Origin of the sequence: Acinetobacter sp. neg1 (genome assembly GCF_000788125.1) — a bacterium.
GTDB lineage: Bacteria > Pseudomonadota > Gammaproteobacteria > Pseudomonadales > Moraxellaceae > Acinetobacter > Acinetobacter vivianii.
In genome coordinates, this window is the sequence record NZ_JSZD01000020.1 from 445,733 (window position 1) to 459,709 (window position 13,977).

Annotated in this window: 14 protein-coding genes and 1 other RNA gene; 7 read left to right on the top strand and 8 right to left on the bottom strand. The window is 40.6% G+C overall.

Annotated elements, in window-relative coordinates:
* Position 1 precedes the first annotated feature (1 nt).
* Complete coding sequence (locus PJ15_RS16345) at positions 2 to 475, bottom strand: Rrf2 family transcriptional regulator (RefSeq protein WP_004771673.1); 474 nt, start codon at positions 473 to 475, stop codon at positions 2 to 4.
* A gap of 107 nt (positions 476 to 582) precedes the next feature.
* Entirely contained in the window at positions 583 to 1,221 is a 639-nt protein-coding gene (locus tag PJ15_RS16350; RefSeq protein ID WP_047432598.1) for a hypothetical protein, read from the bottom strand.
* Between the two features lie 209 nt (positions 1,222 to 1,430).
* Between PJ15_RS16350 and PJ15_RS16355 the strand changes: the two genes are divergently transcribed.
* From PJ15_RS16355 to PJ15_RS16365, 3 genes are all read left to right on the top strand, one after another.
* The gene (locus tag PJ15_RS16355) at positions 1,431 to 1,886 is read left to right on the top strand and encodes a phasin family protein (RefSeq protein WP_004771675.1); all 456 of its coding nucleotides are present in this window, start codon (positions 1,431 to 1,433) and stop codon (positions 1,884 to 1,886) included.
* A 168-nt stretch (positions 1,887 to 2,054) separates the two neighbouring features.
* Positions 2,055 to 2,327, top strand: a complete 273-nt coding sequence (locus PJ15_RS16360; protein WP_004639426.1) for an HU family DNA-binding protein — start codon at positions 2,055 to 2,057, stop codon at positions 2,325 to 2,327.
* Positions 2,328 to 2,466: 139 nt separating this feature from the next.
* Positions 2,467 to 4,338 (top strand): SurA N-terminal domain-containing protein, encoded by a 1,872-nt coding sequence (locus PJ15_RS16365; RefSeq protein ID WP_047432608.1) that lies wholly within the window; start codon positions 2,467 to 2,469, stop codon positions 4,336 to 4,338.
* Positions 4,339 to 4,406: 68 nt separating this feature from the next.
* On the opposite strand, the gene PJ15_RS16370 is transcribed toward PJ15_RS16365, so the two are convergent.
* A complete protein-coding gene (locus tag PJ15_RS16370; protein ID WP_047432611.1) occupies positions 4,407 to 5,264 on the bottom strand; it encodes a YbgF trimerization domain-containing protein in 858 nt (285 codons plus the stop codon).
* 323 nt (positions 5,265 to 5,587) lie between these two features.
* On the opposite strand from PJ15_RS16370, the gene ffs reads away from it, so the two are divergent.
* An RNA gene (ffs, locus tag PJ15_RS18485) (signal recognition particle sRNA small type) lies at positions 5,588 to 5,684 on the top strand.
* A gap of 10 nt (positions 5,685 to 5,694) precedes the next feature.
* Here ffs and PJ15_RS16375 read toward each other — a convergent pair.
* The 4 genes from PJ15_RS16375 to PJ15_RS16390 all read right to left on the bottom strand — a co-directional run bounded on the left by PJ15_RS16375 (position 5,695) and on the right by PJ15_RS16390 (position 8,546).
* Positions 5,695 to 6,177, bottom strand: coding sequence for a regulatory protein RecX (locus tag PJ15_RS16375; protein WP_047432614.1), 483 nt, complete (start codon positions 6,175 to 6,177; stop codon positions 5,695 to 5,697).
* Between the two features lie 46 nt (positions 6,178 to 6,223).
* Positions 6,224 to 7,270: a recombinase RecA gene (gene recA, locus PJ15_RS16380; protein ID WP_047432616.1), complete on the bottom strand. Its 1,047-nt coding sequence runs from the start codon at positions 7,268 to 7,270 to the stop codon at positions 6,224 to 6,226.
* 159 nt (positions 7,271 to 7,429) lie between these two features.
* Positions 7,430 to 7,858, bottom strand: a complete 429-nt coding sequence (locus PJ15_RS16385; protein ID WP_004771680.1) for an RNA-binding S4 domain-containing protein — start codon at positions 7,856 to 7,858, stop codon at positions 7,430 to 7,432.
* Positions 7,842 to 8,546 (bottom strand): HAD-IA family hydrolase, encoded by a 705-nt coding sequence (locus PJ15_RS16390; RefSeq protein ID WP_047432619.1) that lies wholly within the window; start codon positions 8,544 to 8,546, stop codon positions 7,842 to 7,844. Before PJ15_RS16390 ends, PJ15_RS16385 begins: the two co-directional genes overlap by 17 nt.
* A gap of 11 nt (positions 8,547 to 8,557) precedes the next feature.
* On the opposite strand from PJ15_RS16390, the gene PJ15_RS16395 reads away from it, so the two are divergent.
* Both PJ15_RS16395 and PJ15_RS16400 read left to right on the top strand, forming a co-directional pair.
* Positions 8,558 to 9,415 (top strand): 3'(2'),5'-bisphosphate nucleotidase CysQ, encoded by an 858-nt coding sequence (locus tag PJ15_RS16395; RefSeq protein WP_047432622.1) that lies wholly within the window; start codon positions 8,558 to 8,560, stop codon positions 9,413 to 9,415.
* Between the two features lie 51 nt (positions 9,416 to 9,466).
* Entirely contained in the window at positions 9,467 to 10,198 is a 732-nt protein-coding gene (locus PJ15_RS16400) for a histidine phosphatase family protein (RefSeq protein WP_047432625.1), read from the top strand.
* Between the two features lie 101 nt (positions 10,199 to 10,299).
* Here the strand turns inward: PJ15_RS16400 and PJ15_RS16405 are convergent, their stop codons facing one another.
* Positions 10,300 to 10,716 carry a hypothetical protein gene (locus tag PJ15_RS16405; RefSeq protein WP_047432628.1) on the bottom strand — a complete coding sequence of 139 codons (417 nt, stop codon included), beginning with the start codon at positions 10,714 to 10,716 and terminating at the stop codon, positions 10,300 to 10,302.
* 318 nt (positions 10,717 to 11,034) lie between these two features.
* On the opposite strand from PJ15_RS16405, the gene PJ15_RS16410 reads away from it, so the two are divergent.
* Positions 11,035 to 13,839, top strand: a complete 2,805-nt coding sequence (locus PJ15_RS16410) for a M66 family metalloprotease (protein ID WP_047432631.1) — start codon at positions 11,035 to 11,037, stop codon at positions 13,837 to 13,839.
* The last annotated feature ends 138 nt before the right edge of the window (positions 13,840 to 13,977 follow it).

Consider the following 13,977-nt stretch of genomic DNA (forward strand, 5'->3'; position numbering starts at 1 on the left):
GTCAAATACCTGTAACCGATAGAAGGGCTGAATCTAAACTTGGTGAATTCTGGCGTAATGCAACAGTTTGAACGTTGTCACGCGCAATCAAATCAGCAAGGGTGATTTTTGCGAGATAATCGGCAATATGGTGGGAGAGTTCTTGCCATAAGTCATGTGTTAAACACATCGCACCATTTTGGCAGTTACCCTTATGGTCACAACGAGTTGCATCAACAGTTTCATTTACAGCTTCGATGATTTCTAGCACAGTAATTTCACTTGCATTGCGCGCCAGGTGATAACCACCATTTGCACCGCGTACACTTGAAACTAACCCATGACGTTTAAGTTTCGCGAATAACTGTTCTAAATAAGCGACTGAGATGGATTGGCGTGCTGCTATTTCCGCAAGCGTGATCGTTTGTTCAGTTGGCTGCAAAGCTAAATCAAGTAGAGCAGTCACTGCGTAACGACCGCGAGTTGTAAGACGCATGATTCGGTACACATGGTTAGACTAGATGTTTAAATTTTATGAATTCCGACTAAAATAGTCAAGTTTTAAATTGCCAATCTGAGCGTGAAAAGTGAAATATATTGGAATTATTGTATCCACGTATTATAAACAAAAAAGGCGATGAAAATAAAGCTTAAAACAGCAAAGCTGATATTGATTAGACGTTGACGTTTTTGCAGACGGTGAATGCGGTTTTGATACTGCTTAACTTCAACCAATAAAGTATTAATTTCCGAACGCTGCTGATCGATTTTATCGAGCAATGGGGCAATACGTTGTTGTGAGGCAACGGCTTCCGCTTCATCACTAAACCATTGTTTCCAGTTTGCCAGAATGCTCGACAGGGTAAGATGTGGAAGTAAATCCATAAACTCTTCAGTGTGAGTGGCATCACCCAAAATGCGCATATTGGCAATGCTACGCTGATTGTTAAACACAAAAATCTTGATCAGGTCGATCAATGTGCTATTAATTTCCAGATCAATGGTGCGATCCAGCACTTTCATATCAAACAAAAGACCTTTTTCGGTAAACTGGATATAAAAGTCGAAGAATGGGATATAGCTGTTAATACGGATCGTGATTTTTTGATCAATTAATTTTTTGGCTTGCAGACGTAATCCCGCATCATGCGTCAGGATGAAAGAGAAAAAAGTCTCTAAAACAATGATGACAATGTTGAGCAACAAATGCGGATGTTTATGTCTTTGTTGCGTATCACTCATAAGTCTCTTTTTCCTTGCCAATCAATCAATAAAAACAAAAAATCTGTAAACCTGAGTATCCTTACTCAATTGTTAAAAATAATTTACAGGACTTTCTTGCTTTGTAGAACAGTTTTTTAAAACGATCAAGTCTTAACTTTGATATTATAAAAACATTTTTATGGTCGAATACGACATACTGTTTGTAAAGTGCTTAGGAGTAATGGTCAATGGATAACTCAAATATAGAAAATCCCAACGAGGAAGCTGAGGTAAAAACTAAGCCAAAATCAAAGAGTTCTAAAAAATCTGCGTTAGATTTCAAAAAATATACACAACAAATCTGGCTGGCTGGCTTAGGTGCTTTTTCTCGTGCAGAAGAAGAAGGAAATAAATTGTTTGACTCACTGGTCAAGGTGGGCGAAGAGTTAGAATCAAAAACGGTTGATTTTGCCGACAACACGGTAGGCAAGGTGACCGAGAAAGCGAAAGAGTCGGTGACCGACACGAAAGACAAGGTTGAGAAGATTTTAGATACCAGTGTGAATCACTCGCTTAACCGTATTGGTCTGGTGACACCGAAGGATCTTCAGCACATCGAACAGCTGCTTGTACAGCTCCATATCAAGGTTGATGCGTTGATCGAAGAAAATAATCAATTGAAGGCCAAATTGAATAAAAAGTAAAAAAAATGCAGGTAACTCGTCTGTTTATGTCGTATTTCAGTATTTATTTTAATTAAAAGGCCTTTCTAGTATTGCGTTCTCCCCTAAAGCATTGCTATAAAGGCGTCATGGCCTTTTAAACTATAGCCTTGGATCTTAACAAACGATATTAAGAGGATATTTTTTATCATGAATAAATCAGAATTAATTGATGCGATTGCTGAAAAAGGGGGCGTGTCAAAATCGGATGCTGGTAAGGCACTCGATGCGACAATTGCATCAATCACTGAAGCACTTAAAAAGGGTGATACGGTTACTTTAGTTGGGTTCGGTACTTTCAGCGTTAAAGAACGTGCTGCTCGTACTGGTCGTAATCCTAAAACTGGTGAAGAGTTACAAATCAAAGCAAGCAAAGTACCTAGCTTCAAAGCTGGTAAGGGTTTAAAAGATTCGGTTGCGTAATCTTTTTAAATCAATAAACGCACCATTTTGGGTGCGTTTTTTATTTATTGAATGAAAAAGTTAATTTGATCCTTATTCTGCATTCATTCACTTTTGTTTTTCAGTTAAAATTGCCCCGAAATAAAATATTGGAATTCTTATGGAATCGTTTCGTACTCTCATTAAGGGTTGGCTTGGCAAAGTCCTGTTAGTTTTGTTTTTGACTCCTTTAGCACTTGTCGGTATAGAAGGGTATTTTAGTGGTAGCAATAAAGCAGACGTTGCAAAATCAGTAAACGGTCAAGATATTTCTAATAAAGAATTAGAAAGTGCAACCAAAAACTATAAAGATCAATATTTATCACTGGTAAAAGGTGATGAATCACTTTTGAATTTGCCTGTTATTCAAGAAAAAGCATTGGATGCACTTGTTGCTCGTTCATTGCTACAACAACAAGCTGAAAAGTTAGGTATGACGCTCAGCGATGTACAACTTGAGCAAATGTTGGCACAACAGCCGAGTTTTCAAGAAAATGGCAAGTTCTCTCAAATCTTATATGAGAACTATCTACGTTCTGTGGGAATGACCAATCAGGCCTTGATCACCAGCTTACGCCAAGATCATGCGCTGAAAATGATTTCAACATCATTGATGGATTATGCTCTAGTGAGCAAGTCCGATGTACAGCAGTTGGCAAATTTACAGACTGAACAGCGTACTTTGCATTTGGCAAGTATTAAGCTAGATGACTATAAGAAAGGCGTAACTGCTTCTAATCAGGAAATTGCTGACTACTACAACAAGCATAAAAATGAATTTAAGCAAGTTGCAAGTGTTGACGTTGATTATGTCGTGCTTACACCTGCTTTGCTGCCTAAAGCAAATCTTGCGGTTACAGAAGCTGATCTTCAACAAGCCTATACTGCTTTTGTTGATGAGAAGAAAAAAGCAATTAAACCTCAGGTTAAACATATTCTCATTACAACTGATGCGCGTGATGATGCGGCGGCTCAGAAGCTTGCCAATGAAGTCTATGCAAAAATTCAGGCAGGTGAGTCATTTGCTCAGGCCGCAGCTCAATACTCTGAAGATCCGAGTTCTAAAACACAAGGCGGTTTAGTCGATGCTTATGCGCCAGGTGTTTTCTCGGCTGATTTTGATAATGCAGTGAATGCATTAAAGAATGGTGAAATTTCTAAACCAGTTAAGACTCAGTATGGTTATCACATTATCCAAGCTGAATCTCCAATGGTGAAATTACCTTCATTTGAAGCTGAAAAAGCGCGTTTAACTGCTGAGGTTGAGAAAAGCAAACTGGCTAACCAGTTTAGTGATACCGTAAACAGCTTAAATGAAATGGTGGTCGGTAATGATTCTCTAGATGCTGTTGCTGAGGAAGTGAAGGGCGCGCGTATTGAGTCTGCAAATGGCGTGACTTTAGCAACTGATAACCCATATCTCAGTGATTTAAGCGTTAAAGCAAAATTATTTAATGATGATGTGAAAAATGGTGACCGTAACGCGTCTTCAAATATTCAGTTGGCAAATGGCGATACGATCTGGATTAAAGTTCGTAACTACCATGCAGCGGGCGTTAAACCGTTAGATCAAGCGACTGCTGAAGTAAAAGCAAAAGTGATCGAAGCGAAGGCGTATAAAGCAGCTCAAGCGAAAATTGCCACAATCCTGACTGATTTTAAAACTCAGCCGGCGGCACAAGTCGTTGCAAAATCTCAAGTGAATTTTGAAAATGCAGGTACATTTGCGCGTTCTCAAGGTTTAAAACGTCCGATTGAGCGTGCTGCATTTAGTATTCCAGCACCAGCAAAAGAAGGCTTGTGGTCTGCCACAACTGCAAAACTACCGAATGAGTTAGTGATTGTTGCGGTGTCAAATGTGAACAGCAGTGTTGCAAGCACATTGCCAGCAGAACAGGTACACGAGTTGAATCAGCTTTACCAGCAGTTCCGTGGGCAACAGATCCTTGAAGACTACACTGAATACTTAAAATCGAAGGCGAAGATCAAATAGTTAATTTGATCCCAGCATAAAAAAAGCCAGTTGATATCAACTGGCTTTTTTTATTGAAAGAAGAAAACTTATTTTTTCTGAATAAATTTGGCTTCTTCAGATTGAGGGTATTGGCTTAACAATTTGCTTTTGTATTGACTTGCTAAAGCATCGTTATGATCAACTTCTTTCGCAATGCTATAAAGCTGATATACGGCACGCGATGCTCTTGCTGAATTCGGGTAGCGGGTCGCAACAATATTATAGTTTTGCTTTGCAGACTTATAATCGACAGGATCAACTGCTAAATAAAACTCAGCAAGCCAAAAATATGCATTACCAATATAAATACCATTTGGATGGTTTTTAATAAAGTTCTGCATTGGCTGAATTGCTTTTTTTGCACCACCTTGTTTGTAGGCATCAAGCGCAACCGTATAAGCTGCTTTTTCTAGCTCAATTTGATCATTGGTCGCATTGTTAGCTGCTACGGTATTCGTTTGCGGTTGAGCAGCTGGGGCTTGAGTGGTTCCAGGTGTGGTTTGTTGTGGTACCGGTGCAGCTGGGACGATCGCTGGAGTGCTGGTATCTGCATTTGTTGATGCTGTTGCAGCAGAGGCATCTTGTGCTTCAGGATTATCCTCTGGCGGATCAATTTTTTGCGAAAGTAGTTCTAAGCGCTGATCCAGATCGGTATAGCGGTTGGTCAGTTCTTTTTTTAATTGCTCAATTGCATTGTCATGTTCTTCAAGCTGACCACGTAACTTGCGGATTTCCTCTTCAAGCTTCTGGTTCTTTTGCATGATTTCCCAGTTTAAGCTTGGTGTACCTGCAACAACATTATTGGCTTGTTGTTGACTTAAAGCGCGAGATTCAATGGGAACATTGGCATATAAATGCGCACTGCTCAGCAGGGCAATAAAAAGTACGGAATGCTTTTTTAGCATAAAAATTCATCCATAAGTTGAAATATAAAGCTGTGGCCGAACAAGTCTTCACTGTTTACTTGCAACACACCAGATATAGATTTTTGATTTAGCCATTAAAACAGCAACTCATTTAAATGCAATAAGCATTTACAATCTTCAAGCACTTTTGAAGAAATTAATCTGTTCTTGTTGAATGCTTGCACATATTGAAAGTAAAAAGATAACAAATACAGACTGGTTGATGATGAATTAAGCAGTTGAGCTAAAAACTCACTGAAAAACAGAGACAAGTCTTGCAACTCAGGCAAAAATCTCTATACTTTGTCAGGCAATGGTAGCCCTGCTGGTAGCTTCGCAATTGTACTCTACGAACCCCGCCAGGACCGGAAGGTAGCAACGGTAGTAGAACTATGATGTGCCGAAGTCATGCTGGTAGGGCTGCCACCATTTATTCTTCTCCGCTCGTTCGAGCAATCGCTTTCATAATCACACCCATATCAAAACCACGGTATTGTAAAAACCGAATTTGTCTTGCCTTGATTTTCGGATCTGTTGCGATTTCTTCTCCAAATTTCTTTATTTTCAGTTGATAAGCTTGATCAAGCCAGTCGACCTCTTGTAATTCCTCTGTAATCAACTCTGCATCTAGCTGCTTGGCTTTTAATGCCTGTTTAATGCGTTGTAGGCCTTTGCCTTTTCTTAATTGACTCGCCAAAGTTAGCTCGGCCACACGCTGGTCACTTTGATAGTTGTTCTGCGCTAATTCTTCTACCAGTTTCTCGACTTCTTCTGGATTAATCGCATATTGATTCAGCTTGGCAATCAGTTCTGCCTGCGAATAGTCACTGCGTGTGAGCAGGGCAAAAGCATAAGAGCGTAGTCTTGTTCCCGTCAGGGTTTTGGGTTTCTCTGTTTTTTCGTTATTAAACAAAATCGATTTCCTCATGAAAGAAAAACGCCCCGAAGGGCGTTTTAGCTTAACTTTCTAAAAAGTCTGGTTCTTCTTCATCTTCAGTTTGGGTAGCTTCAACATTGTTTTTAGTTAGAAGTTGCTCACGAATCTGTTTTTCAATCTCTTGAGCCATGGCTGGATTCTCTTCAAAATGACGAATCACATTGTTTTTACCTTGGCCAATTTTGTTGCCTTGATATGAATACCATGCACCCGCTTTTTGTACGATATCTTGCTGAACTGCAAGATCAACCACTTCACCTAGCTGGTTGGTACCTTTGCCGTACATAATCTGGAACACTGCTTCTTTAAAAGGAGGTGCCATTTTATTTTTTACGACTTTAACGCGAGTTTCGTTACCAGTAATCTCATCGCCTTCTTTCACTGCACCAATACGACGGATATCTAAACGTACAGACGCATAGAATTTAAGTGCGTTACCACCAGTCGTTGTTTCTGGGCTACCAAACATTACACCAATCTTCATACGGATCTGGTTAATGAAGATCACCATACAGTTAGAACGCTTTGCATTACCTGTGATTTTACGTAATGCCTGACTCATCAAACGTGCTTGTAGACCCATATGTGAATCACCCATTTCGCCTTCAATTTCGGCTTTAGGGGTTAATGCAGCCACGGAGTCGACAACGATCAGATCAATTGCACCTGAACGAACCAACATATCAGCAATTTCTAATGCTTGTTCACCGTGGTCTGGTTGTGATACCAACAGGTTATCAATATCTACGCCAAGCTTGCGTGCGTATTCTGGATCTAATGCATGTTCCGCATCGATAAATGCACATGTACCGCCATTTTTCTGACATTGCGCAATGGCTTGCAACGTCATGGTCGTTTTACCTGATGATTCAGGACCGTAAATCTCGATGATACGGCCTTTAGGTAATCCGCCAATCCCTAATGCGATATCTAGTGTTAGAGAACCTGTAGAAACAGCTTCAACTGCTTGTACAGTGTTATCACCTAAGCGCATGACTGTATTTTTACCAAATTGTTTTTCAATCTGGCTTAACGCAGCTTGTAACGCCTTGCTTTTATTATCATCCATCTCAAAACCTCAAAACTTTATTTCTTAACGACTAACCCAAGTGGATGTATTGAATCTCAACTTGTTGGGACTTGAGTATAGTGGCAGATTCTCATTGTTTATTCTACATCTGATCTCTGTCTATGCGACACAAGATGACGCATCCAAAATTAGGAAATTTTATTCATCATGATAAGACCATGATTGAACATTTTCCTGTTTAAAACGATTGATATCACGACGATCTTTTTTGCTTGGTCGATGATCTGGTCGGGCTAGATTATGCATTTTTCGTTGTGATGCATGCAACTCTCGACGAGCAATACTTTCAGCTGTTTCTTCATAAAGAAGTTGTGCAGCTGGCGCGCCACCACGTACGGCTGAAAGGGCTTTTACAACCACGGTCTTTTTCTCAAAACCTTGCTGGATGGTCAGTTCCATACCAATACGCACGTCTCTGGAGACCTTGACACGATCATTATTGTGGTGGACTTTACCGCCTTCTATCGCAGCTTTGGCAATTGAGCGTGTTTTAAAAAAACGTGCAGCCCAAAGCCATTTATCAATACGCATGGCTTCCATGCTTTCTGGTTCATGCTGTCTTGGCATCTGTTACCTGTAAGTTGGTTTCAAGATAATCAAAAAGTTCAGTTAAGTGATCAAGGGCAGGATAAGGTAATTCGGTTTTCGCTCTGGCAGCTTTACTGCTTGAAGGCTGTAAAATACTAAACAGCTGGGTAATACCGAAATCTTCTGCACTTTTGAGTACGGCAACGGTGTCATCAATAAATACAGCCTGTGCTGGATCAAATGGATGCAGTTGCTGAAGTTTTTGCCAAAAAGCAGTTTCTTCTTTGGCGTGCTCAAGTTCTTCACTACTGATCATAAGTTCAAAATAGGGGCTAAGTTCCACATTTTCAAGCTTCAATTGCAGGCCTGCACGATCTGCATTGGTCAATAACCAGCAACGATAACCTTTGGCTTTAAGTTGTTCTAACAATTGATGGCAGCCAGCACGCGGGCCAATTTTGTCGCGATGCTCGTACTGAAGTTGTAATACATCGACTCCGACTTTAGCCGTCCAGTGCGCCGAAGAATACCAAGATAGTGTATGCTTATGTTGTTGGTAAAATTGAAATAGTGTTTGTTGGCTTTGTTCCAGACTGCATTGGTGAACTTGAGCGTGCCGCTCAGGCAAACAGTGATTCCAGATAAAGTCGTCAAATGCTAAATCGAGTAATGTGCCATCCATGTCGAACATGGCAATCGGCTGCTGCTGTAAATCTGAATATGACATAAGGTTGGTCTATGTTTATTAAAACGCTTGCCCCACAAGATCAGTTAATTTCACAACTTGTTCCCATCATGGCGCAGGCTAGTCAAATATTGCTGGAAGAATACCAAAGTTATTGTGCTGGGTGCGAGTTTAATATTCAGGAAAAAAGTGATGATTCACCAGTAACACAGGCTGATCTCAAAGTTAACCATTTCTTATTGAAGCATTTAGCGACCGTCACTCCGCAATTGCCAGTTCTATCGGAAGAGAGTGATTATTCTGCGCGCACGGCTTGGCAGCGTTGTTGGATGCTGGATCCTTTAGATGGCACCAAGGAATTTATTCATGAACGAGATGAATTTACGATTAATCTCAGCTTGATTGAGGGTGATCGAACCACATTTGCGATCATTGCTGTGCCTTGCGAGCAGGTGATGTACATTGGTTATACTTCGGAACTGCCTTATAAATATAGTTTTAGTCGACAAGAATGGTTGCAGTACCAGATTGAAGAACATGATTTTTCCGCACCATTACAAATTGGTCTGAGTCATAACAGCAAAAATCCCAAATATAAAAACTTTATTGAGCCGATCTTGCAACATCGTGCGATAGAGCGACGCGAAGCGGGCAGCGCCTATAAATTTTGTATGATGCTGGAAGGTGAAATTGATATTTATCCTCGATTCCATCCTACTTCAGAATGGGATACCAGTTCAGGACAGGCTTTACTAGAAAGCATTGGCGGTGGTTTGTTGACCTTGGATAAGAAACCTTTTTTATATAATCAGCGTGAAACGGTTTTAAATGGCGGTTTTATCGCATTTCGAGATCAGCATTGCAAAAAAATTGCTTATGAGGCCTTGGCGCTTTCTGGCATTTTGGATTGAGAGTCATTCAGCTCATGCTATAGTGGGGTAAATCCGAACTTGTGTGTGAATATGGCGCTGCATTTATTGCCGAAAAGTATGCTTGAAGCAATTGATTTATTACCTGATGCTTCAACACCTGTAACCTTGTTTACTCGACATTCTCTACGTGAGCTGGTGAATGGGCAGGGCTTGGCGGGTTATGATCTGCAATTGACAGAACCAGGACGTGATCTGGCCTATGCTTGGGGTGAATACTTAAGCCAACATAGTGATCGGGCGATTCAGCATTGTATTTCAAGTCCAATTCAACGTTGTGTCGATACCGCAGCCTTAATGATTGAAGGTGCAGATCAGACACGTAAGGCTGTGAATACGCATCGTATTGAAATTGTGGAACAGCGCTTATTGGTTGAGCCAGGCAGTTTTGTGCTGGATATTCAACAGGCCGCTCCCTATTTTCGTAAGCAGGGCGCTTTAGGCTTTATTAATAGTTTTGTGAATAATGCGCTGCCTGGTATGAAACATCCGATCACAGGTGTATTTGATGTATTAGAGTTGCTTTACCATACCCATCCAACCCAACAAAATGGTCTGAGTCTGGCAGTAAGTCATGACACGATTCTTGCGGCAATCATTGCTGTGATTTCGGGTAAAAACCAAATTGAGCAAACAGATTGGCCAGAAATGATGGAAGGTTTGTTTGTCTGGTTTGAAGGCGATGACTTTGCCGATAGCCAGTTAAAATGGATTTGGCGTGGTGAGAAAAATGTTTTGAATATAAAGCAGTTTTTAGATAAGTAATGTACTAGTAGATTAAATGCCCGAACAATGATTGTATTCAACAAAACCCAAATAGATTTTTATTTGGGTTTTGTTTTAAATGATCTGGCAGGATCAAAGAATTAGCGACATTTACCAGTTTTTTGTCCTTCAATGCTACTTTGATTTGTTTGCAGTCGAGTTGATGCCGAGCAATGGACATCACCAGAAATAACCGATTTTTCTAAATGAATCATGGTTGCTGCCTGTGCGGCATGTACATCACCACTTACACTTGAATTAATTAAGCGTACTGCTTTGGCTTGGTTGGCCTGTATGCTGCCTTGAATGGAAGAGCTATTTAGAATCAGGCTGGCATCTTTCTGAATATTTACATCTCCTTCAATAGAAGAATTATTCACAGTACAGGTAGAGCCAGCTGGAATAGTAAGATCGTTGAGCGTATTGTTATCGATGGTGCTATTACATGTTGCTGCAAAGGAAAGGCTGCTGCATAAAGCAAAGCTGATAGGAATGATAACTTTCCAGATTTTATTCATGATGCTCTCCAGCATGTGTTATTTAATTATTTATATACACTTCAATTTAAATTAATTTTATTTTCATAAAATAGCGTATTTGAGTTATAAAAATGTAGTTGTACATCGGTCTGGCATTGTTGTGGCTTGGATTCTGTATTAGCGCTTATTATTTTAAAATTACAATAAATTAAGCATACTATTTCAATGTTAAAAATTAACTTCACATTCGATCATTTAAATTGTTAATATTGTAAATATATGATTTATATTAATTTTAATTAATTAACAGAATTTATCATTAACGATAATTTGACAAGTTTTTCTTGGGGAAATGTGATGCAATTACAACTTAAATATTTAACGGTCTGTTTGCTGTCCTTGATGGTGGTTGCCTGTGGTGGAGGTTCTTCAGATAGTACAAGTGGAACAAATCATACTGAGCCGCCGAAGAATGATAATACGACAGCGGGAAATGGGAGTCTAATTCCAGATGATGGAACTAGTGAGTTGCCGGGTGATGGAACATCTGAAACACCGAACCAAGGTGGAGATACGACGACAGAAACCCCATCGATTCCTCCTGTTATGGAAAAGTATCCTGAACCCAACAAGGATGTGATTGATGAAGCTGTCTTGGGCTTTTATGATTACGATAAACTGGGACTGCCACGATTATTACGCAATGATTTAAATGGCAGTTTTGCCGCGATGCTGCAATTCGCACAAAGCCATGTGGTTAATCCTAAGAATAATGAAAAAGATTCAATGCCACGCTTAACCTCGGAAAAAGATGCGTTATTGCTGGTTACTCCATTGGCGGAAATGGGGGATTTGCAAACATTACAAGTCGAAATTTATCAGGGTAATCAACTACTCCGAACCGTTAAGTTGAAAGAGCCATCGAGAATTGCGGCTTCGGATCAATCCAATACAGATGGACGTCCGCCTGTAAGCTATTCAAAGCGAGCATGGACAGTCGCATTGAAATGGCATGAAATCCGAACAGGTCTGCATCTTCGCGTGGTTGATCCACTGAATAACCGCAGTGGTGATCTTGCAGCAGACAATATTGACTTGGCCGCGCCAGGTGAATTGGTGGTGCAGAATATCCGTTTAGGCTTATTAACTGATCCGCCGAAATCTACGGGTCATTATATGCTGCTTGAGCCTGCAAAAGCAGGCACTGATTACTTTCAGACTATTCCTGCTGCACGTATGATCGTCGCAAAATATGATGATTTAAGACTCAACAAAGTCATGGTTGCAAGTGGTGTTATTTATGATACAGCCAGCGCAACTACGGGTGATGTGTATAGCGGTGATATGCGTGAGAATACCGCCAAGTCGACTTTTGGCGTGGGGATTAATCTAGCCAACTGGGGCATCACCAGTGCTTCAATGGCGAGTCAGGAACAACCTCAGTTGACTCAAAGTGTGGTAGCGCATTATGCACGCGGGAAGTATAGCAACGGTGAGGCCACCCATGGCTTAAGTGGTGGTAATGGTATGTTGACCTTGATCGATTCTGTGGGTAATGAGTTTAGCCATGAAATCGGCCATCATTATGGGCTTGGGCATTATCCTGGTGCTGTGGGGGAGAATATGTTTTGGGCTGCACATCATGCGGATAGTGGTTGGGGCTATATTGCCTTTAGAAATAAAATGCGTGGCAACCTCAATTGGACCAATACCAATTTAGGTGATGGGGCCAATGGTGTACCAAACTTCCTGAATAAATATGCCTATGGTTGGGATGCAATGTCGGGTGGCGCAACGGCAAGCAGTATTTCTAGGTATACCCATTACACGGGCTATAGTACTTCTCTAAAAATTCAGCCTGCTTTTGATCGTTATGTGTGGGATGCCAATTCGCCAACAGGCTATAAAAAATGGAATGCAACAACGCGGATGATGGAAGTTGCGCAACCTAAAACGCCAAATTCAAGTAACGTCTGGTATAACCGTGCTGATGGTAACTATCTAAAACCAAGAATGTTCGGTGTGCCTGTGTATACGATCTTGGGTGGGTACGATCCAGTCACGCAAGTTGGTCTGATCTATCCAGCAGCGAAAGGAAATTGGGGGAATGTATTTGATTTACCACAAGTGAATCCAAATGCTACAACCGCAAATTGTTGGTTGAATGTGCGATTTGCAAGTGCAAGTCAAAATATCGCTTTGGCACCGCAGCGCATGAATGGCAATGCCAATAAGTTCCATATTAATCTGGCACAAAGTGACGCACCCCAGCAAGTCAATCTTTACTGTAAGAAAGCCGACCAAGCATCGGCGGTATTACTGTCTAGTTTCGCGATCTCAGCCAACACGACTGCTTTAGCGCCAGCTGTTGAAATTGGTAAGGATGCAGAATATTCAGCTTTAAGGGCGCTTGAATTACCTCAACTGGAGCAGGCTTTACTTAATAATAAGAATAAGGCTGTTGTAAATCTTTCCCCTGAATCTAAATTGCTGTTTGATTCTTATAGAACCTTTAAGGATCAGTTATCACCAGAAGCACAAACTGAAATGGTGCGTTATACCCAGCAGCAGATTAAGCTTTATCGTTTAAATCGCTGGATCAATGTGTATCGCTCAGACTTGACCAATTTCAATGCCGATGCATTAACTGCGTTCCGTGCTTTTGTTGAAAAGTTAGAACTCAAAGGCGATTTGAATTTTGCATCAAGTACCAGTTTAATAAACAGAACCAATTGTTTAAAAGCTGAGAAATTGGCGAATGGACAACTCAATGCATTTATCAGTGGAGCGGCGGGATGTACAGGTGATGAGTCAGAAAAATGGATTTATGATGTATTGGGTAAAATCCATAATAAGCAATATCTCGATCAGTGCTTAACGACTACAGCTGGCAATGTTATCAATCTGACGCCTTGTAGCAGTACAAGTAGTCAGGTGTGGGAGCTTGATACTGCGGCACAAGCGATTAAGCAATCGAATCAGTGCTTCGATTTGGAAGGTGGCTATTTAACTAATAATCGTGCACGTCTAATTCGCTATCGTTGTACCAGCGGTGCCAATCAAAAATGGAGCATTCCAGTGATGAATAATAGTTTGGTACTTGCGGGCTTATCGGCTAAGAATTTACCAGTTGCGGCTAAGGCTTTAGCCGTGAATCCTTAATCACCATAAGATTTAATCTGAACTTAATAAATAAAAATATGGAGCGCTTCGGAGCTTCATATTTTTTATCACTCATCATATGTCCTAAAAAGTTAAAAATAATAAAAACTAGTCTTTTAAAATTGGTCTTTTTTCGTC